At 50.1% G+C, this 21,437-nt stretch carries 17 protein-coding genes; 9 read left to right on the top strand and 8 right to left on the bottom strand.

All coding sequences use genetic code 11. From position 1 onward, the window contains the following. Positions 1-7 precede the first annotated feature (7 nt). Positions 8-1,033, top strand: coding sequence for a hypothetical protein (locus DEU29_RS05785; protein ID WP_133539308.1), 1,026 nt, complete (start codon positions 8-10; stop codon positions 1,031-1,033). Here DEU29_RS05785 and DEU29_RS05780 read toward each other — a convergent pair. The 5 genes from DEU29_RS05780 to DEU29_RS05760 form a co-directional block, all read right to left on the bottom strand. After that, positions 988-2,748 (bottom strand): ExeM/NucH family extracellular endonuclease, encoded by a 1,761-nt coding sequence (locus tag DEU29_RS05780; RefSeq protein WP_133539307.1) that lies wholly within the window; start codon positions 2,746-2,748, stop codon positions 988-990. The genes DEU29_RS05785 and DEU29_RS05780 overlap by 46 nt on opposite strands. Next, a complete protein-coding gene (locus DEU29_RS05775) occupies positions 2,748-3,230 on the bottom strand; it encodes a MarR family winged helix-turn-helix transcriptional regulator (RefSeq protein ID WP_133539306.1) in 483 nt (160 codons plus the stop codon). The genes DEU29_RS05780 and DEU29_RS05775 overlap by 1 nt, the downstream gene beginning before the upstream one ends. Positions 3,231-3,261: 31 nt before the next feature. After that, positions 3,262-4,350: a CsiV family protein gene (locus DEU29_RS05770; RefSeq protein ID WP_133539305.1), complete on the bottom strand. Its 1,089-nt coding sequence runs from the start codon at positions 4,348-4,350 to the stop codon at positions 3,262-3,264. Continuing rightward, positions 4,347-7,832 (bottom strand): transcription-repair coupling factor, encoded by a 3,486-nt coding sequence (gene mfd, locus DEU29_RS05765; RefSeq protein WP_133539304.1) that lies wholly within the window; start codon positions 7,830-7,832, stop codon positions 4,347-4,349. Before mfd ends, DEU29_RS05770 begins: the two co-directional genes overlap by 4 nt. A 67-nt stretch (positions 7,833-7,899) precedes the next feature. After that, entirely contained in the window at positions 7,900-8,529 is a 630-nt protein-coding gene (locus DEU29_RS05760; protein WP_133539303.1) for a PilZ domain-containing protein, read from the bottom strand. A gap of 95 nt (positions 8,530-8,624) precedes the next feature. Between DEU29_RS05760 and DEU29_RS05755 the strand changes: the two genes are divergently transcribed. The 3 genes from DEU29_RS05755 to DEU29_RS05745 are packed head-to-tail and all read left to right on the top strand — an operon-like array spanning position 8,625 to position 11,792. Then, positions 8,625-9,863 carry a lipoprotein-releasing ABC transporter permease subunit gene (locus DEU29_RS05755; RefSeq protein WP_133539302.1) on the top strand — a complete coding sequence of 413 codons (1,239 nt, stop codon included), beginning with the start codon at positions 8,625-8,627 and terminating at the stop codon, positions 9,861-9,863. Beyond that, positions 9,856-10,557 (top strand): lipoprotein-releasing ABC transporter ATP-binding protein LolD, encoded by a 702-nt coding sequence (gene lolD, locus DEU29_RS05750; RefSeq protein WP_133539301.1) that lies wholly within the window; start codon positions 9,856-9,858, stop codon positions 10,555-10,557. Before DEU29_RS05755 ends, lolD begins: the two co-directional genes overlap by 8 nt. Then, the gene (locus DEU29_RS05745) at positions 10,551-11,792 is read left to right on the top strand and encodes a lipoprotein-releasing ABC transporter permease subunit (protein WP_133539300.1); all 1,242 of its coding nucleotides are present in this window, start codon (positions 10,551-10,553) and stop codon (positions 11,790-11,792) included. The genes lolD and DEU29_RS05745 overlap by 7 nt, the downstream gene beginning before the upstream one ends. On the opposite strand, the gene DEU29_RS05740 is transcribed toward DEU29_RS05745, so the two are convergent. Next, positions 11,789-12,304 carry a DUF2062 domain-containing protein gene (locus tag DEU29_RS05740; RefSeq protein ID WP_133539299.1) on the bottom strand — a complete coding sequence of 172 codons (516 nt, stop codon included), beginning with the start codon at positions 12,302-12,304 and terminating at the stop codon, positions 11,789-11,791. The genes DEU29_RS05745 and DEU29_RS05740 overlap by 4 nt on opposite strands. 83 nt (positions 12,305-12,387) lie before the next feature. Between DEU29_RS05740 and DEU29_RS05735 the strand changes: the two genes are divergently transcribed. From DEU29_RS05735 to kdsB, 5 genes are read left to right on the top strand one after another with little or no spacing between them, the layout of a single operon-like run. Beyond that, positions 12,388-14,628, top strand: coding sequence for a DNA internalization-related competence protein ComEC/Rec2 (locus DEU29_RS05735; protein WP_166635887.1), 2,241 nt, complete (start codon positions 12,388-12,390; stop codon positions 14,626-14,628). Between the two features lie 58 nt (positions 14,629-14,686). Then, positions 14,687-16,432 carry a lipid A export permease/ATP-binding protein MsbA gene (gene msbA / locus DEU29_RS05730; RefSeq protein ID WP_133539297.1) on the top strand — a complete coding sequence of 582 codons (1,746 nt, stop codon included), beginning with the start codon at positions 14,687-14,689 and terminating at the stop codon, positions 16,430-16,432. Positions 16,433-16,435: 3 nt separating this feature from the next. Further along, on the top strand, positions 16,436-17,413 hold the full coding sequence (lpxK, locus tag DEU29_RS05725) for a tetraacyldisaccharide 4'-kinase (RefSeq protein WP_133539296.1): 978 nt from the start codon (positions 16,436-16,438) through the stop codon (positions 17,411-17,413). Between the two features lie 9 nt (positions 17,414-17,422). After that, complete coding sequence (locus DEU29_RS05720; protein WP_133539295.1) at positions 17,423-17,620, top strand: Trm112 family protein; 198 nt, start codon at positions 17,423-17,425, stop codon at positions 17,618-17,620. Continuing rightward, the gene (kdsB, locus tag DEU29_RS05715) at positions 17,617-18,384 is read left to right on the top strand and encodes a 3-deoxy-manno-octulosonate cytidylyltransferase (RefSeq protein WP_133539294.1); all 768 of its coding nucleotides are present in this window, start codon (positions 17,617-17,619) and stop codon (positions 18,382-18,384) included. Before DEU29_RS05720 ends, kdsB begins: the two co-directional genes overlap by 4 nt. On the opposite strand, the gene DEU29_RS05710 is transcribed toward kdsB, so the two are convergent. Both DEU29_RS05710 and gltA read right to left on the bottom strand, forming a co-directional pair. Next, on the bottom strand, positions 18,381-19,727 hold the full coding sequence (locus DEU29_RS05710; RefSeq protein WP_133539293.1) for a KamA family radical SAM protein: 1,347 nt from the start codon (positions 19,725-19,727) through the stop codon (positions 18,381-18,383). The genes kdsB and DEU29_RS05710 overlap by 4 nt on opposite strands. A gap of 352 nt (positions 19,728-20,079) precedes the next feature. Beyond that, entirely contained in the window at positions 20,080-21,360 is a 1,281-nt protein-coding gene (gene gltA, locus DEU29_RS05705) for a citrate synthase (RefSeq protein ID WP_133539292.1), read from the bottom strand. Positions 21,361-21,437: the final 77 nt, after the last annotated feature.

The following is a 21,437-nucleotide window of genomic DNA, read 5'->3' as shown; positions in this document are numbered from 1 at the left end:
CAAAGCAGTGAAAAAGTTTGCTTTGGCAATCAATTTTTTTGCCTTGTGCTCGTCTGCATTTGTTGCCGGAGCGCAGACGCAAACAGATGAGCAAGAGCAGGATGCCTGGCTGGATGGGTTTAGATCGGGACTGGAGATCTCGGTTGATGAAACCGCACGCTGGATTGACGGTTTTTTTGCTGAAGATCGGTTTGAACAACCTTATTCCTCCTACGGCCGCCTATCGATAGCACCGCAATGGAGCGGCTACGACGGCTTTGAAGTCAAATCACGTTTTCGTGCCCGGGTTAATTTACCCCATGCAAAAGAAGAGCTGTCAGCCTTTATTGGTCGAGTTGACAGCGATGAGTTTATCGACGAGGGCTCAGCAGGGCGCCCATCGATTATTCGCTCTCCCAGCTCGGATGAGGAATGGTTGGTTGGGTTAGGGTTTGACCCACACATGAACGAGAGACATCGCGTCTCTTACAGTGTCGGTATTCGGGGTGGTTTAGACTTCGATACCTACGTTCGCGGCCGTTACATGACCGATGTTGCGCTGGGTGAATCGGCGTTGGCGCGGTTTCAGAGTTCGGCGTTTTGGCGGGATAGCGATGGTTTTGGCGTGGCGCAACGAGTTGATCTTGAAGCGAGTTTGACTGACAGCATGTTAGCGCGTTGGTCGTCGTTAGCTACCTTTGCACAAGAAACTAATGGCTTACGCTGGAGTTCGACTATGCGAGCCTACAAATTGTATGGCGAAGACAAAGCGCTGGCACTAGAAACCTGGATCGAGGGGCAAACTGACTACGAGGTACCAATTAACGACTACGGCTTACGCTTACTAAACCGACAACGTTATTTACGTGAGTGGTTATTTGTTGAGACCTGGGTTGGTTATCATTGGCCGCGTGAGTATCTGGCTGAACGTCGGCAGGGTCACTGGATGCTGGGGCTGGAGTTGGAGGTGCACTTTGGCACCACCAACGCCTATTTGCCGCGTACTGATCAATCCGGTGACGCAAAAACAAGATCGACTAACAGTGGGTCGTGATCGGATGCACGATAAGGACCGGGTCGGTAGTACTGATCATCACGGTAGTCATAACTTATCGGCTCGTCAGCATTAAAGTTAAGGTGCTGCACGCGTGTTAGCATGGACGTCAGATCCTGATGGATTAAAATGTGATCAAGCGCACCGGCCTGGCTGTCATAAACGTAGGAATAGTCATCTGCTTCGGATACGTTTTGATATTCGTTGTCGGTGAAATAGCGCATCGGATCTTCGTAATAGTACGCGTTAAAATCCCCCAATAGAATCGGTTGCGGCATTTGTTGCTGTTCAATCCAGTCTAGCAGTGTCGCTGCGGATTCAACTCGCAGAGCGTTCCAGCAGGACTGTCCGTCTTGTTGATTAGCATTAACGCCGTCATCGGGGCAGCTACCTTTGGATTTAAAGTGATTGACCACTGTGGTGAATGTTTGCTCGGTAATTTTATCGGTAAATACTTGCGCTAACGGCACCCGGCTGCCGCGCCGGAAAGGCCCCTGGGTTAACGTCAGTGCATGGGTCGAGGTTTTGAAGCGTTCGGCGTTATATAAAATGCCGACACTGATTTGGTCAGTGCCAACACGGGCCGAGTGCGGCTGTGCAATGGCATAATTAATGTCGCTTACTGCGTTTACCGCATCGGTTAACTGCCGTATTGCACTGTGCTGCTCAAAGCCATCATTTTCGACCTCCATCAGGCCAACGATGTCCGCATCCAGTGCGTCAATGGCAGCTACAATTTTAGCTTGCTGGCGTTGCAATTGTTGCGGGGTCTTGGCGCCTCGTTCGGTGGGGAAGCCACCACCCATGCCATCACCATTAAAGTAATTCAAGACGTTAAAGCTGGCGACTCGCACCTCGTTTTTGCGTTTAGGTAAAATCGCCGTGATACGTGAACGTTGCGCCAGTTGCGGTGGTTTTGTTGGTTGCAGTCGGTAGTCATCACGAAATTGCGACAAAACACCAGACAGTGGCTTAAGGGTGGCGCCACTGCGCAGACTCTGTTGGGGGCCGTGGAATAGCTGTTGGTGCGGCAACGACTTTGGCTCTAACTGACTATTATCGTCAATCTGCAGTCGGTTGAGTTCATTAGCCTCTGCCACTGCAGCCGCCTCAGAGCCGGGCAAAGCTACCTGAGTCGGTGTAAATAAACGGCCTGAAGATACGTCAAAATAGCCATAGCGGGCTAACGGGTAATGACCCGATATGGTCAGCGGCTTTTGCCCATTTACGGTTACCAACATCCCCTCGTGAGCTTCTGCTTGCTGCCGTGATGAAAAGGGCAGTGTAACAGTGACCGGTGCAACCTGAGGTTGTTGACCACATTCATATAATTCAGTGACGTCGGTCAGCTGAGTCAAACCATTTTGTTCGCTGACCTGTCCTGATAGTTTGACCAAAGTGCCTACTTTCAGGTCGGCAAAGGTGGTGCTGTTGGCGCTAACAAACAGACCTTCCGATGTTTTTGGGTCATCGTCTTGTAGCGATTCAGGTGACTGAATGTAAACGCCACCGAGCTGTTCGGGCGCGGCGAGGTTTTGGGTTACGATACCCATTGTCGTGAGTTGCTCACCGATCTTGTCCGACTGGTCATTAGCGCCCTGAATTGTTGATATCGAGGTGAGTTCTTCACTGATATCGCAGTTTTTTTCTTGCGCCAATGTTGCAACCGGGGCACACAAGGCAACGGTGGCTGTAGCATAAATCCAGTTCTTCATTATTCAGTGTCCATTTTATGGTAGCTGCCGACTTCCAATACCGGTGCAGCGTCTAAGCGTTCTGCATCCATCATGGCCGCGATACGTTGCATCGAAGATAACAGTAGCGACTGTTCCCACTCGTCCAGGGCCTGAAACTTTTCTATAAAGTCTTCCTGCAATGGTTGTGGTGCTTTTTGCAGCAGCGAACGGCCTTCTTCAGTTAAGTATAAAAGTACCCGCCGTTTGTCGGTGTCGCTACGGTGGCGGTGGATCAAACGACGATGCTCCATACGCTCAATCACGTTAGATACCGTTGCCGGGCTGAGCGTGATGTTTTGCGCGACTTCACTGGCGGTGATGCCGTCGCGGGCGACAATTTCACGTAAAATCAGTAGCTGTGGAGCAGTCAGTCCGGAATATTTATTGAGTTGTTTTGAATACAGGTCAATGGCCCGAATCACTTTACGCAAGGCGAGCAAGAGTTCTTCGTATTTTTCCATAACCCAATCCCTAAGTATGAATAAATTAAGTTCAGTAACGCGGCGCTGATAAATCTGTGCGGCGAATTTGTATTACCATACCAACTTTTGGATGGTCAAAGTAATGTGTTTCGTGACTGATTACCCGGCGGCGTTGATCAAAATTGAATGCTCGCAAAAAAGACTGTTCAACAGATTCACCCGACAATGCGTGTTTCGCTTGTTGTGATAAACCCTCTGGTATCAACTCAGCTTGTGCAACCTCGCGCAGGTTAAATTCGTTGTCGATATGCAGGTAATTACCAATTAAAAATATATGCAGCAATCCATCGAGCTCCCATACGCTTTGCGGATAAGAGGAATTGTCCAGTCGTGGTGGGTTTTCGGGTACGTCAGTTTTAAACCGTAGCTGATTATTATCGACCTGAGATAACAGCGTTTGCACGCGCTCTATTAGCGAACGCTCCATGTTGTTATCAGTACCTGTTGTCGCTTCTTTTTTGTAGCCATCATAGCGAAACTCATCACTGAATTGTTTGCCACCGAATAATCGGAATTTGTAGTTTTGCTTTTCGGTAAATACGGGTTGCCGCCAGGCGACATGTAACAGCGGCTTGGCGAGTCCTTTGCGGGCCAGTTCGGTGCGCGTCTCAGAAAGAACGTGGGTTGCAGAGGGTAATAGAAATGCGCTTCGAGCGGTTTCTATATTACCGCCGTTGCCGTCAACGACAACCGCAGTAGTATCGGTTAAGGACAAGTTACTGGGCGGTGCAAACGGGTTGCCGGGTATAGTTACCCATTGATTTTCGTCGCTGTAGTAACAGTCAAAACGCCAGGAAAAATCATTGAACTGACCGAACTCAGGCCATGAGTCACACTCACCCAGCCCAGTGCGCAGCGCAGTAAAGTCACGGTTGTAGTGCGCACCTAACAAGTCATTAGCTGACGACACTGCAATTGGCTCAATAGCCAACGGAAACTGCTCGTTGATGTTTTGCTCGACAGTGTGTTTAAACAGCAGTACCTCTACCTCAAACCAGCGCCAGTAATTGTGGTCCGGTAGTTTTGCAAAGGCTGAGCCTGCGCTTGCTAACAGCCCAAGGGGCAAAAGCAGGGTGGTCAGTATCTGCCGTCGCGTCATTCGGTTTGCTCCTGAGAAAAATCGCTAAGCAACGACTCTACCAGTTTTAGCCGGCTTTGAGTATCCTCCAGCGGTTGGGTAATCCGCAGTCGATTAGGGCCGTCCAGTTTGTAGTGCTTAGGCGCTGTTTGCATTAAGCCGATAATAACTTCCGGTTTTACATTGGTATTATCAGTAAATTCAATCACACCGCCTTGATTTCCCATATCGATTTTACGAATTCCTAACCTTTCTGCGTGATTACGCAGGCTGGTTTGACGGATTAAGTTTTTAGCAGCGTCAGGCAGCAGGCCAAAGCGATCGATAAGTTCGACCTGGATCTCTTCCAGTTGCTGTTCAGTATCACTGCTGGCGATGCGCTTATAAAGGCTCAGGCGATTGTTGATATCGGGAATGTAATCATCCGGTAGCAGCGCCGGCACGCGCAGTTCAACTTCCGAGCGGTGGCGGGTTAAGCCCTCCAGCGATGGTTCTTTGCCGTCTTTAAGGGCCTGTACTGCTTGCTCAAGCATGTCCATGTAGAGGGTAAAACCAATGCTTTCTATTTGCCCGCTTTGTTCGTCACCCAGTAACTCACCGGCACCACGAATCTCAAGGTCATGCGTTGCCAGCATAAAGCCGGCACCTAAGTCTTCCAACTGCGAAATAGCTTCTAAGCGTTTGGCCGCGTCTTTTGTCATGCGTTTGGGGTGAGGCGTTAACAAATAAGCGTAGGCCTGATGGTGAGAGCGGCCGACACGGCCTCGCAGTTGATGCATTTGCGCCAGACCCAGGTGGTCCGCTCTATCCATGATAATGGTGTTGGCGCTGGGCACGTCGATGCCGGTTTCAATAATGGTCGTACATACCAGCACGTTAAAGCGCTGGTGATAAAAGTCCGACATAATACGTTCGAGATCACGTTCTCGCATTTGCCCGTGTGCCACCGTTATACGAGCCTCGGGAACCAGCTTTTCAATATCGCGGGCGGTTTTTTCGATGGTCTCGACGTTGTTGTGCAGGAAATAAACCTGACCGCCGCGCAAGATTTCGCGCAGAATAGCCTCGCGTACGGTGCTGTCGTCGTATTCGCGGACAAAGGTTTTCACCGCTAGTCGTTTAGCCGGCGGGGTAGCGATAATCGATAAATCACGAATGTTATTCATCGCCATGTTCAAGGTCCGGGGTATTGGCGTTGCAGTTAACGTGAGTATGTCGACATCAGCGCGCAGCCGTTTTATGGTCTCTTTCTGGCGAACACCAAAACGGTGTTCTTCATCGACAATCAATAGCCCCAGGTCGTGACATTTGATGTTGTCCTGCAACAATTTGTGGGTGCCGATAACAATATCAACTTTGCCGTCCTCTAAGTCCTGCAGTATTTGCTTAGATTGTTTTGCTGTTTTAAAGCGGGACAAGACTTCTACCCGAACAGCCCAGTCGGCAAAACGGTCTTTAAAGTTTTCATAATGTTGCTGTGCCAGCAGGGTGGTGGGTACCAACACCATTACTTGCTTGCTGTCGTTAACGGCAATATACGCAGCGCGCATGGCAACTTCAGTTTTACCAAAGCCAACGTCGCCACAAATAAGTCGGTCCATCGCTCTTGGCGTGCGCATGTCCGCAGTGACGGCGGCAATCGCCTGTTGTTGATCAATGGTTTCTTCAAACGGAAAACTATCGGCAAAACGGCGATAGTCTTCGTCATTAATGGCAAATGCATAGCCCGGCTTGGCCTCGCGACGGGCATAGACGTCGAGCAATTCGGCAGCTACATCGCGAACTTTTTCTGCTGCACGCTTTTTGGCTTTTTCCCAGCTGTCATTGCCGAGTTTATGCAGCGGGGCATGGTTGTCTTCACCGCCGCTATAACGACTTAACACATCCAGCGATGATACTGGTACGTAAAGCTTTGATCCGCCGGCATATTCAATGGTGACAAACTCGGTGGTTACTGTGCCGGCATCTAAGGTAGTCAAACCCTGATAACGACCGACACCATGGTCGATGTGCACCACGGGCTGTCCAACCTGCAGTTCGGCCAAATTGCGAATGAGTGTGTCGGGGCTAATCGTGGCCTTTTGGTCACGGCGGCGTCGCTGGGCGACTTTATTGCCGAATAATTCCGTTTCGGTAATAAACCACAGACTATCCTGAGGTAAATAAAACGAATTAATGACCGGGCTGACGATCAGCCCAAGTGGCTCACCGGAGGCGATGAAGTCATCAAAACTGCTAAACGATGCCAGCTGCCAACCGAGTCGTGCAACGGTTTCGCGCAGTGTTTCTTTGCGCCCGGCACTTTCCGCCGAAAATACCAAACGTTCGTTATTATCCAGTGCTTCGCTTATACGTTGTTTGAGTTTGGCAAAAGGTTGTTTTTGCTGATGATCCGCGGCAATGTCGGTAACCATCTCGGTGGTAAACTGAATCGCACCCGGCGTGGGTTTATCGGCAGGGATAGCGCTACGGATACGGCGTAAACGCTTGAATCCAGCATGCACTTCGTTGGCTGGCAAAAACAATTCATTCGGGTGGAGTAGCGGTCTGAGCTTGTCGTAGCGGCGTTGTTCATACCGATGGCTGATGTCTGTCCATAAACGCTCTAACGCGCCCTGAATATCGCCAAAAGATACCAGTACGGTGTCGTCAGGCAGGTAGTCGAATAACGATGCTGTTTGTTCGAAGAACAATGGCAAATAGTATTCAATACCGCCGGGTAATTGTGATTTGCTGACTTGTTGATAAACCGAATCACGTTCGGTGGTTACCTCGAAGCGCTCGCGAAATTGGCTACGAAACCGTTCGATACCGTTTTTGGTTAACGGAAACTCATGTGCAGGCAGTAATCTTACTTGGTTGACGGGCTCCTGCGATAATTGTGTTTCAGGGTCGAATGGCCGAATGCTGTCGATTTCGTCGTCAAAAAAGTCCAGCCGGTAAGGCGTTGAACTGCCCATCGGGAACAAATCCAGAATCGAGCCCCTGGAGCTAAATTCGCCATGCTCCATCACTTGGTTGACGCTGCGGTAACCTGCTTTCTCCAGCTCCTCGCGTAAGGCCAGTGCATTGAGTGTCTGGCCGACGGTAAAGTTAAGTGCCTGACTTTTTACAAAGTTTGTTGGCGCGATGCGTTGCATTAGCGTGTTAACACTAACGATGAGTGCGCCACGCTTAGCGCTGGGTAACCTTGCCAGCACGCTCAAACGTTCCGAGATAATATCCTGGTGTGGCGAAAAACTGTCATACGGTAGTGTTTCCCAGTCAGGGAACAGCGTTATGTCGTCATGGTATTCCGTGTTCTCACCAGCGAAATAGCGTACCTCCTGCTCCAGGCGGTGAGCCTGATTGGCATCGGCGGTGACAATTAAAACGCGCCCGGGGGTCAGATCAATTAAACGGGCAAGTGCCAGTGCCTCGCTACTGCCGCGTAAATTGACCCAACTGATATCGCGCTCACTGGTGTCTGGAAACGGAGGATTAAATACAGAAACTTCAGCCATGATATTCCAACTACCCATGAAAAGACTCGGGCATTATACCGATTTGGCAACGCTTTTGGATGTCTGTTTAGTCAGATTTATTGTCGTCGCTGTTATTCTTACTTTGGTCGCGCTCTTGGGCGCGACGTTTTAACTGGCGACTTTGTGAGTGCAGACTTGCGCGTATTAGGTGTTCCTGATCCTGTTCCAGAATCCGCTCAAACTCAAAGGTGGCACTGTAACCCGGTTCGTCGGCGAGTGACTCGCAGGCACTGCAACGCAAATAGCAGTAGATAGCCAGAGACTCGTTTTTAAAAAATAATTTTGCCCGGAACAGGGTGTCGTTATCGATAGGATCCGGAGTTATTAAGCGAATCCCGCCGCCGCCGAATTCGGTGCCCTGAAAACGGTGTTTGGGGTCATCTTCGTAACGCAACAAATAGCCCAGCATGGTGATCATGCGCTGGTTCATTTGTTCAAGCACTTGCACTAAAACAGGCGACTGATGACTGTCCATTTTTAGTTGTTGTAGTAAATCCTGATCACTACCGGCCATATTAGACGCCATAGTAAATAATTCCGGCATCTCTGATTCAAATTCCCACTCGTCCGGCACCACGGCAGCTTCCTCAAGCTGATGAAGATTGACGGGGAACGATTCAGCGACGGTAAAGAAATCGCCGATTTGTTGTGTCTGAGATAACGGGGAATTTGCCATGTTCTGCCCTTATTCTGCCCTTTTTGTTGTCAGGCTTATCACAACTCATTATCCTTGCTCGTAATTAATAAGCAACAATAGATTTTGAGAGGCTGATGTTTCGACCGGTTACGCTGTTTCTGGCCTGGCGTTATGGCAGGGCACAAAAGAGCTCGGCTTTTACCCGATTTATTAACCGGTTCGCCCTCGGCGGCATTGCGCTGGGTATCATGGCGTTGGTGGTGGTAATGTCGGTAATGAATGGCTTCGAAAGCGAACTAAAGAACCGTATTCTGGGCGCGGTACCGCAGGTTAGTCTGGTTAAATCACACCCCTTAACAGACTGGCGTCAAGCCCGGCAGGCGCTGCCGGCTCACGCTCACGTGCAACAATCATTGCCACTGGTGCAGACACAAGCGGTATTGCAAGGCCGCACAGATATGGTGGTGGTAGCCGCTCGTGGACGTTTAGCAAGTTCTGAACCATCAGGGGCAGATTCCGGACTACCTGAACGCTTAACGTCATCGTTGCGGGCAGGAGACTGGCAAAGTCTGAAACAGGGCAATTACAATATCGTTTTAGGGCAGGGAGTGGCTAATAAATTAGGCGTCACCCTGGGCGACAGTGTACGCCTTATCACTGCAGAAGGCGCGGTTTACACGCCATTCGGTATGGTCCCTGCGCAACGACAATTCCGCGTCAGCGGTGTTTTTTCATTACAGTCAGAGGTTGATAACGGCCTGGTGGTGACAGCTGCCGGCGATCTCAATCGGCTAATTCGAAGACCGGCAGAATCTGTACAGGGCTTTCAACTGCAGTTAGATGACGCTTTTGCTGCGCCCGGGGTTGCGGCTGACTTTCGTCAGGCAACGGATTATCAGGTAACGGACTGGCGCGAACAGTTTGGTCAGTTATTTGATGCGGTAGCGATGGAAAAACGCATGATGTGGTTAATGTTGGCACTCATTATAGCCGTCGCCGCGTTTAATACGCTGTCTGCATTGGTTATGGTCATCAATGAAAAACGCCAGGATATAGCCATTTTACAAACCTTAGGGCTGTCGCAGGCACAGGTGCGCCGGGTATTCCTGTTACAAGGCAGCTATAACGGCATACTGGGCACACTGGTTGGGGTAAGCGCCGGGCTGGCCGTTAGTTATTATCTTAATAGCATCCTGCTGGCTCTGGGCATAAATCTTATGGCGATTAGCCCCGCCGGACTGCCCGTTGTTATCGAGCCGGTACATGTTATTACCGTCGCGGTGGCGTCATTAATTTTATGTTTGGCGGCTAGTGTTTACCCGGCATTAGTGGCAGCAAAGACTCAACCTTCGGAGGCGTTGCGCTATGACTAAGGTGTTATTGCAGGGGCAACACATTAATAAAGTCTATGATGACGGAAGTGGTCAGGTTCAAGTGTTAAACGACGTGGACTTTACCATTGATGCTGCCGAAATGGTTGCGATTGTTGGTGCGTCGGGGTCGGGCAAAAGTACCTTGATGCACATCTTGGCGGGTTTGGATCGGCCAACCTCAGGCGCGGTGCTATTTGACGGTCAGGACGTGACGCGATGGTCTGCATCGCAACTGGCGAAGTGGCGCAACCAGAACGTCGGTTTTGTTTATCAGTTTCATCATTTATTACCTGAGTTCAATGCGCTGGAAAACGTTGCCATGCCCCTGCTGATACAAGGTCGGCCAACCGCAGAAGCAAAACAACGTGCGACTGAATTGCTCGAGCGGGTGGGTCTGGCACATCGCCTGGAACATCGTCCCGCACAACTATCCGGCGGCGAACGGCAAAGGGTTGCGGTTGCCAGAGCGTTTGCTAACCGACCTAAATTGGTCATTGCTGATGAACCCACGGGCAACCTGGATGGAGAAACCGCAGAGGCCGTTTACCAACTTATGCTGGAATTGAATCGAGAACAGGGTACGGCATTCATTATCGTGACCCACGATGAACATCTGGCCGCTCAATTACAGCGTACTGAACGATTAAGCCGCGGCCACTTGGTGACAGATATACATGAGGATGCGCCGTGTTAAGTTGGATACTGGCGCGTCGTTTTCGGGGCCAAAGTAAACAGACCGGATTTCTTTCGTTTATTTCGGCGTCATCAACGCTGGGAATTGTGTTGGGTTGTGCGGTTTTAATTACTGCGTTATCTATGATGAACGGTTTTCAATCAGCGCTGCAGGACCAACTACTGCGCGTGGTTCCGCATGTTGAGTACCAGCGTGTAGAAGGTGAATTCGATGACTGGCAAGCGATTGCTGATATCATTAGTCGTGACCCTGAGGTTTTAGAGGTAACACCGGTCATTCAGCAAACAGCTATGGTGCAAGTTGGTAACACCTTTAAAGGTGTTGTGTTGCAGGGCATTGCTGAACCTCGTTCAACGCCCGATAAACTAAGCGGCGTTTATGATTTCATTTCCCCACAGGCGCTATCCTCACTCTATGCAACGCCGTCGAGTGTTGTGCTGGGACGTGGACTGGCTGAGGATCTGGGCGTTGAGGTGGGAGACGCGTTGACCATGCTGGTAGCGCAACACCAGGAACAGGCGTTTCAGGCACCCAAGCGACACCGTCTAACCGTGGTGGGGTTATTTGAATTTGGTGGTGAAATAGACCATCAGAATGCTTACACCTCATTAGAAACGGCCAGAACGCTGGCCTCAATACCCAGTGGAGTTAGCGGAATTCGTTTGCGCGTGGCCGATGTATTCAACGCCGACCAAGTAGCTCAGCGGGTGGGTAACCAGTTGCCGGTTTTGGTTTATGTCAGTCACTGGATGCGGACGCATGGGCATTTGTATCGCGATATTGAATTAGTGCGTACTGTTATTTACCTGGTGCTGGTACTGGTCATGGCGGTGGCCTGTTTTAATATCGTTTCGACCCTGGTGCTGACGGTTACTAAAAAACAGTCGCAGATTGCGATGTTAAAAACCATGGGGCTAAGAGACAGCAAAATCATACTTACATTTGTCTGGCAGGGGTTGCAAAACGGGCTTGTTGGTGTGTTCTGGGGTGCTCTGTTGGGTATTGGTTTGGCCTGGAGTTTACCGGATATTATGGCGATATTAGAATCGGTTTTTGCCATGAAAATTCTGGATGATGATGTCTATTTTGTCAGCCGCATACCCTCTGAACTGCAGCTGAAAGATGTTGCCCTGGTAACCGGTGTCGCCTTACTGATGAGCTTGTTGGCAACCTTGTATCCGGCGTGGCGAGCCACCCGTGTACAACCTGCCCGGGCATTACATAGCAGTCACTAACGACGAGCGCCGGGGCGACGGCGCCAGGCTTTGACCACCGATTGCCGCCAGAGCAAACGGATGCCCAAATAACCGCTGACACTGGCAAGCGTTCCTAATACCAAACAGCCGGTAATGAGAGCAGGACCAATAGTGGAGATACTGCCTATCAACCACTCCCAGCTCAATTCAAAGGTAAAAGGATGCGGGGGCGCCGATAATAGCCAGTTACCCAGCCGGTAGCACAAATAAAATAACGGCGGCATGGTAATGGGATTAGAAATCCAGACTAACCCGACTGACAACGGCAAATTGACCCGAAAAATGATTGCCGCGGCGGCGGCCAGCAACATTTGAAAAGGCACCGGAATAAAAGCGGTAAACAAACCAACTGCAAAGGCTCCGGAGGCAGAGCGACGGTTCAAATGCCATAAGTTGCCATCGTGCAACAAACTGCCGAACAGTTTAATTGCTCGCGAGCGTCGGATTTTGTCGTGATCCGGCATCATTTTTTTAATGACCCGTCGAGCCATGCACCTACCTGTTACTAATTGATGACCACTGATCAGGAGCAACGATGGACCGTTGTCTACTCATTTTTATTGCGGGAGTCGCAATGAGTTTATACCTGCCGACTTCCGGAACCGCCACCTGGGCGGTGGTTGCCAGTGTTCTGGCGTTGGCAATAGGTACTATGTTACCGCCTGCACGGTTTGTTGCAACCGCGATTGTGGCGCTATTTTGCGGTATTGGGGTAGTAACTGCAAATTTAAATTCTTATGCTGAACGCAGTGCGCAGCTGACTGATTTGGAAGGGGCACAGCAGGTAACTGTAAGGGTTGTCGAAATTCCCCGACACTACCCGCACTACACACGTTTTGTCGCCGAGTTGATTGATGGCGATGAGGAAAATTCGTTGCCGCACGGTAAGCTTCTGCTCAGCTGGTATGGTGATCGTGCGAAACAGGTTGGCTTAGGGCAAACATGGCGATTTACGGTATCGCTTAAACGCTTTAAAAATTATTGGAATGAGGGCAGTCGCGACTATCTGGCCGCCATGCAGCGCCAGAATATTATCGCACGGGGCTCAGTTAAAACCAGTGAACTGATCGCCAACGCCAGCAATATTCGCGCCCGCCTGGTACGCACCTTTAATGCTCTTGATAGTCCACACGCTGGTGTGCTGGCGGCGCTTGCAATCGGTGTGCGCGAACTGTTGAGCGAGCAGCAGCGCAACCAATGGCAGTCTGCTGGCTTAATGCATGCGCTGGCAATTTCGGGGTTACACCTGAGTTTAGTGGGTTGGGCCGGTCTGATTCTCGGGCGCGTAGGGGTGTCGCGTTTGTTACCGATAATAAGGCCCGGGATGGCGTTGGAACAGCAGTCGGTGCAGGCGTTGAGCTGGCTGTTGGCGTTGTTAATTGCGGCGGCATACGCTTGGTTAGCTGATTTTTCAATTGCTACGGTTAGAGCCTTAATCATGTTTGCCGTCGTTGTTTTACACCGGCTGGTTGCAGTGCACGTCACGCCTGCTCAACTGTTATTACGCACGGTGGCGCTGCTGTTGTTAGTTGATCCACTGGCACTACTGGACGCCGGTTTTTGGCTATCGGTAACGGCGTTGTTTACCATTCTGACCACGCTGTGGCGCTGGCGACACCGCCCTCAATCATCTAAAACCCTGGCTCTGCTGCGACTACAATGTATGTTTTTGTTGGTCATGGCGCCGCTGTCACTGCATTGGTTTGGCGGGGTTTCATTGGTAGCTCCGTTAACTAATTTAATACTGTTACCAGTGATCAGCTTGTGGATGCTGCCATTGACCTTGATTGGGACGGTCGCAGAAATTTCGTTTGCTCATCAGTTTGCTGACAACTTGTGGTATCTGGCTACGCTGCCTTTGTCCCTTGCGGAGCCCCTTTTAAAAGTCATAACGCAGTGGTCGTGGAGTTGGTGGCAGCCGCCAATTGAACTGCCGGTCTACGTGCTGTTTTTGTTACTTGTGCTGGTGTTATTGCCGCTATCGAGTCGGTTATTAAAGCTAGTCCTGCTGACAACGCTACCACTGACGTTACTGGCGTTTTATCAAAGCCGAACACGGGGTGAGTCTTTATTTGTGCATGTGTTGGACGTCGGTCAGGCGCAGGCTGTGGTAGTTGAGCGACAAGGGCGAGCCTGGCTTATTGATACCGGCAATAGCTATGGCAGTGGCTATAGTTTGGCCGCTACAGTCATTGAACCATTTTTGCAGTACCGACAACTGCAACTTGAAGGGATCTGGGTTAGCCATAGTGACCGCGATCACAGTGGTGGGTTAGCGTATTTGAAGCAACATTACAGCCAGGTCAGTCGCTTTGGTGCACTAACCCGACAGCCTTGTGAACAGGGCATGCAGGGCCGCTGGAATGATATCCAGTGGCAGGTATTATGGCCGCGACGGGATCACGCCATTACCAAGTCGAATGACCAATCCTGTGTAATGGTACTGCAGTATAAAAACTTCCGACTATTACTACCCGGCGACATTGAGTTTGCGGCTGAGCGCAAAATTGCTGAGTCCTTAGGTTTTCCCGCCGTCGATGTGTTAGTTGCTGCGCACCACGGCAGCAAAACCTCCAGTGGTTGGCTAATGCTAAAACAAACGCGACCGTCATTGATACTCATGAGTAACGGTGAGCACAAAGGCTTTAATTTTCCGCACCGTTACACCGTAAGCCGTTTTAATCATATGCAAAGGCCATGGTTTAACAGCAAAGATGTAGGCCAAATGACGGTGGTAAGTGATGGCTCCCGCTGGCGGTTAAGGTTGCCTTTTGCGGCAAAACGTCAACGACGCCTGTATCAGACACATGACTAGCCACCAGTACCATAAAACGGGTAGAATGCGGGGGTATTTAGCAACTTATCGAGACTGCATGGACTCTCAGAGTTTAAAAAAGAAAACGTTTAAACGTTTACTGAGTTATATAAAGCCTTACAAACTTACCTTTGCCATTGCGATTTTAGGGATGGTTGGTTTTTCCGCTGTCGATACGTGGTTTTTCTCGCAAATCAAAACACTTATCGATGATGGTTTAGGCCAGGGTAACTCCCGCATCCTGTTTATCGGTGGCTTGATCGTACCGGTATTTTTTATCATTCGTGGCTTGTTTAATGTCGCCAGCAACTACTTTCTCAACTACGTCGGTTTTAAAGTGGTTACGCGTATGCGGCAGCAGTTATTTGACCATTTGCTAAAAGTGCCGGTGTCGTTTCATGACCAGCACTCGACCGGCGAAATGATCTCGAAGATTACTTACGACACCCAGCAGGTGGCAGAAGCGACCAGCCGGGCGGTGTTAGTACTGGTCAAAGATGGCGCGTTTGTGATCGGTTTGCTGGGTTTGATGTTTTATCACAGTTGGCAGTTGTCGCTGGTGTTTTTGGTGGTCGGGCCGTTAATCGCGAAGATTGTCGGAATCGTCTCTAAACGCTTCCGCGTAGTGAGCAGTCGTATTCAAACCGCGATGGGTAACGTTACCACCACCGCAGAACAAATGATTAACGGGCACAAAGTTGTGGTCATGCACGAAGGGCAAAAAGTCGAATCAAAACGTTTTGCCGACATTAATAACAACACCCGCAATCAAAACATGAAGCTGGTGAATACCCGCGCTATCAGCACCTCAATTATTCAGTTTATCGCGTCGCTCAGCCTTGCCATGGTGTTAATTTTGGCAAGCTTCCCGGAAATGCTGGAGAAACTCTCGCCGGGCGCATTTACCACCTTGTTAACCGCGATGATCATGTTGTTGCGACCACTTAAGCAGCTAACCAATATCAACAGTGATTTCCAGCGTGGAATTGCCGCTGCGGCCAGCGTTTTTGATGTGCTGGATACGGCTGTTGAGGTTGATAATGGTACCCGCCAGTTAAACCGGGCGCATGGCAATATCGAATTTAAAAACGTGACCTTTAGTTATAAAGAGGGTGACGAGCCAGCACTACAAGACATTAACTTTAACTTGAACGAGGGCAAAACCATTGCCTTAGTTGGACGCTCCGGTAGCGGTAAGTCGACGATCTCCAGTCTGTTAACCCGCTTTTATGACGTTAACGAAGGCGAGATCCTACTCGATGGGCACAACGTTCAGGACTACAAATTAAAGAGCTTGCGTCGCCAATACGCATTGGTATCGCAACACGTCACTTTATTTAACGATAGCATAGCTAATAATATTGCCTATGGCGCTGCTAAAACGGTATCGCGCGACGATATCATCAACGCCGCTGAGCAGGCTTATGTAACCGAGTTCACTGACAATATGCCACAAGGGCTGGATACCATTGTTGGTGAAAACGGCGTGATGTTATCAGGCGGTCAGCGACAGCGGATTGCGATTGCGCGGGCGTTGCTACAGGATGCGCCAATTTTGATTTTGGATGAGGCGACATCGGCGCTGGATACCGAGTCTGAGCGTCATATCCAACAGGCGCTTGGTGCGCTTCGAAAAGATCGTACCTCGCTGGTTATTGCACACCGGTTATCGACTATTGAAAACGCTGACGAGATACTGGTAATGGATAGTGGGCGTATTATCGAACGCGGTAATCATCAACAATTATTGCAACAAGAAGGCGCTTATTATCAGCTTTACAACTTGCAGTTTAGCGGGGTGTAATTGATGTGGCTTCAGCATCGTTGGTATGACAAGCGGTTACATCCGTTGTTGTATCTTTTAACGCCGCTATCACTGCTGTTTTGGCTGGTTACTAACCTGCGTCGCTCGTTATATCGATTCCGCATTTTAAAGACGCATAAAGCTCCGGTTCCGGTGATCGTGGTCGGCAATATCAGTGTCGGCGGTACTGGTAAAACGCCGTTGACGCTGGCGCTGGTCGAGTACTTGAAGGCGCAGGGCTATCATCCGGGTATTGTCAGCCGTGGCTACGGCGCAAACACGAGTTTTCCCCATACGGTCAGCGCAGGTGACTCTGCGCAGACTGTTGGCGACGAACCCTTAATGATCAAGCGCAAGGCACAATGCCCTGTGGTGATATCACCGGATCGGCCTGCGGCGATCAAAGCCTTATGCAATTCGGACGCGTCGGTGGATGTGATTGTCAGCGATGACGGGCTGCAGCATTATGCTATGCAGCGTGATATCGAATTGATTTTAATTGATGCCGAACGTGGTGTGGGTAACGGTTGGCTATTGCCGTGTGGACCGCTACGTGAGGGGCCATGGCGCCTAAAAGGGGCGGAGTGGGTTATATCATTGTATGCTCAGCACCCCTTCGCGCAATACGTGTGTGAAGTTGAACCAACGGGTTGGAGACGCGTTACAGACGATGCAGAAGCAGAGCCGCCGAGTGAGGATTGCTATGCGTTAGCCGGTATTGGTAATCCGCACCGATTCTTTCATGGACTGAGGCAACAGGGTATTAGCCCGCTGGAGTGTGTCGAGTTTCCTGATCATCACCAGTACCGAGCTGAGGATTTAACCCGTTTTGGTGAAAAACCGGTATTAATGACAGAAAAAGACGCGGCCAAATGCCGTGACTTTGCGCGTGAGAATTGGTTTTATCAGCCTATTGCCGCGAAGCTACCAGACGCTTTGTGCGCTAAACTGGAACAACGCTTACGAAAACTTGCTGCCTGAGGAAATAAGATGACGATTGATGCAAGCTTATTAGAAGTCATTGCCTGCCCTAACTGTAAGGGCAAATTAATTTTTGCAGAACAGAATAATGAATTGGTTTGCCGTGGTGAACGCCTGGCCTATCCGATTGACGAGGGCATACCGGTATTAATTGCCGATCGCGCGCGTACTCTGGATACCGACGAACTGGAGCAGGTGCAAAAATGAGCTTTACCGTAATCGTACCTGCACGTTATCAGTCGTCACGTTTGCCGGGCAAACCATTAGCCGACATCAACGGAAAACCCATGGTCCAGCACGTGGTAGAGCGGGCAGAGCAAAGTGGTGCCGCAGAAGTCATTGTGGCAACTGATGATGTCAGAATTAAAGACGTGGTGGAGAGCTTTGGCGGACGCGCGATGATGACAGGCGCTGATCATCAGTCAGGAACTGAGCGGTTAGCCGAAGTTATTGAGCATTTAGCGCTGGCCGAAGACGAAATCGTGGTGAACGTGCAGGGTGACGAGCCTTTTATACCACCAGAGATTATTCGCCAGGTTGCTGACAACTTAGCTAATCAACGCCAAGCACCAATGGCGACGCTGTCGGTGCCGATTGACGAGAGTAGCGATATTTTTAATCCTAACGTAGTTAAAGTGGTGCGGGATGCGGCAGGCTATGCGTTGTACTTTAGCCGCGCTGCTATTCCGTGGGATCGCGAGCATTTTAATGCTGACCGTACTGCAGAAACATTGCGGCCGGATGTATACCATCGCCACATTGGCATTTATGCGTATAGAGCTGGATTTGTGCGGCGTTATATCGAATGGCCGGCATCGCCGCTTGAGCAGCTCGAGTCATTAGAGCAATTGCGGGTGTTGTGGAATGGTGAACGGATCCATGTTGCTGAAGCGATTAAAACACCGTTAGCCGGCATTGATACGCCGGAAGACCTGGAGGCCGCCCGGCGTTTAAGCAGCGATGGTGCCTAGTCCATCGCTGACATGTTGGCGTATTCGTCTTCAAAGAAGAATTTTTCTTCACCGAAAGCCGGTTTTAAGTGATGTAGCCAGGTCGCATCAGGGTCGTACTTAGCAAAGAATGGACGCTGCACCCAGTCCGGGTTGCGACCCTGAATAAAGCGCAGTGCGAAAACTTTTTCACCGGCGATCTCAGTGACGCCCTGAATCTCCACCTTACCAGGTCCGGCACTCATTGACGGACCCCGCACGGTACGGGCAATACCGGAAACCTGTTGGTACGCCTTCTGGAATATTTCCCAGGTACGCTCTAACGGCACTTCAAAGTAACGCTTCGCACCGGTATCTCGTTCAACAAACATGTAGTAAGGGATCATGCCCAGACTGACTTGTTTTTGCCACATCTCGGCCCATACATCCGGGTCATCGTTAATGTGCTGTAACAAGGGTGCCTGACAACGAATTTGTACGCCAGTACTGCGCAAACGGCGGATCGCTTCCTGACAAACTTCGGTGCGCAATTCGTTGTGGTGGTTTAAGTGCGCCATAATGGAAATATGTTTACCGCCATCAACCAGCTTCTCTAATAGACGCAGTAAGTCGTCAGCATCCGGGTCGGTGATAAAACGATAGGGCCAAAACGTTAGCGCTTTGGTACCTATGCGGATGGTTTTAATATGCTCAAACTCGGGCTTTAGCAGGTCTTCCAGGTAATGTTGAAGCTTGCGCGTGCGCATTACCATGGGATCACCGCCGGTAACCAGTAAGTCGGTTACTTCTTTGTGCTGTGCTAAATAACGGTGTAACTGATCGGCATCATTAGAATTAAAGCGAGTTGCCTTACCGACAAACTGCGCCCAGCGGAAGCAGAACGTACAGTAAGAGTGGCAATACTGGCCCTGTGCGGGAAAGAACAATACCGTTTCGCGGTATTTGTGTTGCATCCCGGGTAACGGCTCTCCGTCAACGTGCGGAACGTTCATCTGCATTTGCCCGGCAGGGTGCGGGTTCATTTCCTGCCGCAGTTGTGTCGCCAGATCAAACACCTCGTTGGTGCTGTGTTTGCCGGACATCAAATCAGCCATGCGCTGGAACGCACTCGGCTCTAACATATCCTTTTGCGGAAAGGTCAGTTGAAACAGCGGATCATTAGGTACATTTTCCCAATCAATGAGCTCGTTGAAAACATATTCATTAACCCGAAAGGGCAGCACATTGGCTACAACTTTCATTTCGAAGCGCATATCTTCAGGCACTTTGTTCAGTGCTTCAATTTTGTCCAACTGACGATGTTGGTAAACTTTGAAGCGACGCGGAGTAATGACGGGTTCCTGTACGTTGACTACTTGCTGCATAAGCCTCTCTGTTTCATTATTCTCTAAAATTGCGCTGTATTATAATTAAATCGAAGCGATATTGCACGAAAACAGTGCGATAGAATAGTTTGATGTCGAATGATTATAAGCCGATGAAGGAGGTCCGGAGGGGGGATGCGGCTGGGGTATTTGAACCCTGTTTGCGAAAGACGCCCGTGAACCCATCCCTGGGGGGCTTGACTGGCGCCATCCATGGCGCCAGACACTTTCTCAAACAGGGCTTCAAATCCCCTTGTCGCCGCATCCACCCCGAACCTCCTTCAGCTTATTTTGCGGCACGCAAACATAAAAAAAGCGCCCGCGTGGGCGCTTTTTAAAAGTAAGGTGAATTTTACTTTTTGATTGGGTCGAATTTGCGTTCGGTGTGGCCTGTGTAAAGCTGACGAGGACGGCCGATCTTCTGGCTCTTCTCGCTCATCATTTCGTGCCAATGAGATACCCAGCCTACTGTGCGAGATAATGCAAAGATTACCGTGAACATGTTAGTTGGGATACCGATCGCTTTTAGTACGATGCCTGAGTAGAAGTCTACGTTCGGGAACAACTTTTTCTCGATAAAGTAGTCGTCTTCCAGAGCAATACGTTCCAGCTCCATTGCAACATCCAATAATGGATCGTCGCGGTTTAGCTCTTTCAGTACTTCGTGGCAAGACTCACGCATTACTGTAGCGCGCGGGTCAGTGTTTTTGTAAACACGGTGACCAAAGCCCATCAGACGGAACGGGTCGTTTTTGTCTTTAGCTTTTTCGATGTACTTAGGAATATTCTCTACCGAACCAATTTCTGCCAGCATGCGCAGGCAAGCTTCGTTAGCACCGCCGTGAGCAGGACCCCACAGAGAAGCAACACCGGCTGCGATACATGCATACGGGTTAGCACCTGATGAACCGGCCAAACGCACAGTTGAGGTTGATGCGTTTTGCTCGTGGTCCGCATGCAGGATAAAGATACGATCCATTGCCTTGGCAACTGCCGGGCTGATTTCGTAATCTTCTGCAGGTACCGAGAACATCATGTTTAAGAAGTTTTCGGCATAGCCTAAATCGTTGCGCGGATAAACGAACGGTTGGCCAATGCTGAACTTATATGCCATTGCCGCAATAGTCGGGATCTTGGCAATCAGGCGATAGGCACTACGTAAACGTTGGTCCGGGTCATGGATGTCCAGATCATCGTGATAAAACGATGATAAAGCGCCGGTTACTGCACAAAGCATCGCCATTGGGTGAGCATCGCGACGGAAGCCGTTAAAGAAGTTATGCAGACCCTGGTGCACCATAGTGTGCTTGGTAATGGTCTTTTTAAATTCTTGATACTGGTCTGAGCTCGGTGCTTCGCCGTGTAATAGCATGTAGCAAACTTCCAGGTAGTCTGCTTGTGTTGCTAGTTCGCCGATAGGGTACCCACGGTGCAACAACATACCTTGTTCGCCGTCGATGTAGGTGATAGCCGACTCGCAAGAGCCCGTTGCCAGAAAGCCTGGATCAAAGGTGAAATAACCATGTTTTCCAAGAGTGCGGACATCGACTACATCCTTGCCTGCGCTGGGTGACAACACCGGCAGTTCGATTGACTGTCCATCAATCTGTAAGGTGGCTTTACGATCAGCCATAAGGAATTCTCCTTGCTTCTACGTTGATATACTTTTAAAAAGTGCGCTAATTTAACTCGAAAATGGTGCCAAATGTC

It is taken from the genome of Idiomarina aquatica (assembly GCF_004362895.1).
Taxonomy (GTDB): domain Bacteria; phylum Pseudomonadota; class Gammaproteobacteria; order Enterobacterales; family Alteromonadaceae; genus Idiomarina.
Note: the sequence above shows the minus strand (reverse complement) of the source record. Positions and strands in the feature narration are given on the sequence as shown.

What these genes read in the sequence shown, in the direction of transcription:
- DEU29_RS05780 (WP_133539307.1), bottom strand. Translation starts at nt 2,748, where the DNA reads ATGAAGAACTGGATTTATGCTACAGCCACCGTTGCCTTGTGTGCCCCG.
- DEU29_RS05775 (WP_133539306.1), bottom strand. Translation starts at nt 3,230, where the DNA reads ATGGAAAAATACGAAGAACTCTTGCTCGCCTTGCGTAAAGTGATTCGG.
- DEU29_RS05770 (WP_133539305.1), bottom strand. Translation starts at nt 4,350, where the DNA reads ATGACGCGACGGCAGATACTGACCACCCTGCTTTTGCCCCTTGGGCTG.
- mfd (WP_133539304.1), bottom strand. Translation starts at nt 7,832, where the DNA reads ATGGCTGAAGTTTCTGTATTTAATCCTCCGTTTCCAGACACCAGTGAG.
- DEU29_RS05760 (WP_133539303.1), bottom strand. Translation starts at nt 8,529, where the DNA reads ATGGCAAATTCCCCGTTATCTCAGACACAACAAATCGGCGATTTCTTT.
- DEU29_RS05755 (WP_133539302.1), top strand. Translation starts at nt 8,625, where the DNA reads ATGTTTCGACCGGTTACGCTGTTTCTGGCCTGGCGTTATGGCAGGGCA.
- lolD (WP_133539301.1), top strand. Translation starts at nt 9,856, where the DNA reads ATGACTAAGGTGTTATTGCAGGGGCAACACATTAATAAAGTCTATGAT.
- DEU29_RS05740 (WP_133539299.1), bottom strand. Translation starts at nt 12,304, where the DNA reads ATGGCTCGACGGGTCATTAAAAAAATGATGCCGGATCACGACAAAATC.
- DEU29_RS05735 (WP_166635887.1), top strand. Translation starts at nt 12,388, where the DNA reads ATGAGTTTATACCTGCCGACTTCCGGAACCGCCACCTGGGCGGTGGTT.
- msbA (WP_133539297.1), top strand. Translation starts at nt 14,687, where the DNA reads ATGGACTCTCAGAGTTTAAAAAAGAAAACGTTTAAACGTTTACTGAGT.
- lpxK (WP_133539296.1), top strand. Translation starts at nt 16,436, where the DNA reads ATGTGGCTTCAGCATCGTTGGTATGACAAGCGGTTACATCCGTTGTTG.
- DEU29_RS05720 (WP_133539295.1), top strand. Translation starts at nt 17,423, where the DNA reads ATGACGATTGATGCAAGCTTATTAGAAGTCATTGCCTGCCCTAACTGT.
- kdsB (WP_133539294.1), top strand. Translation starts at nt 17,617, where the DNA reads ATGAGCTTTACCGTAATCGTACCTGCACGTTATCAGTCGTCACGTTTG.
- DEU29_RS05710 (WP_133539293.1), bottom strand. Translation starts at nt 19,727, where the DNA reads ATGCAGCAAGTAGTCAACGTACAGGAACCCGTCATTACTCCGCGTCGC.
- gltA (WP_133539292.1), bottom strand. Translation starts at nt 21,360, where the DNA reads ATGGCTGATCGTAAAGCCACCTTACAGATTGATGGACAGTCAATCGAA.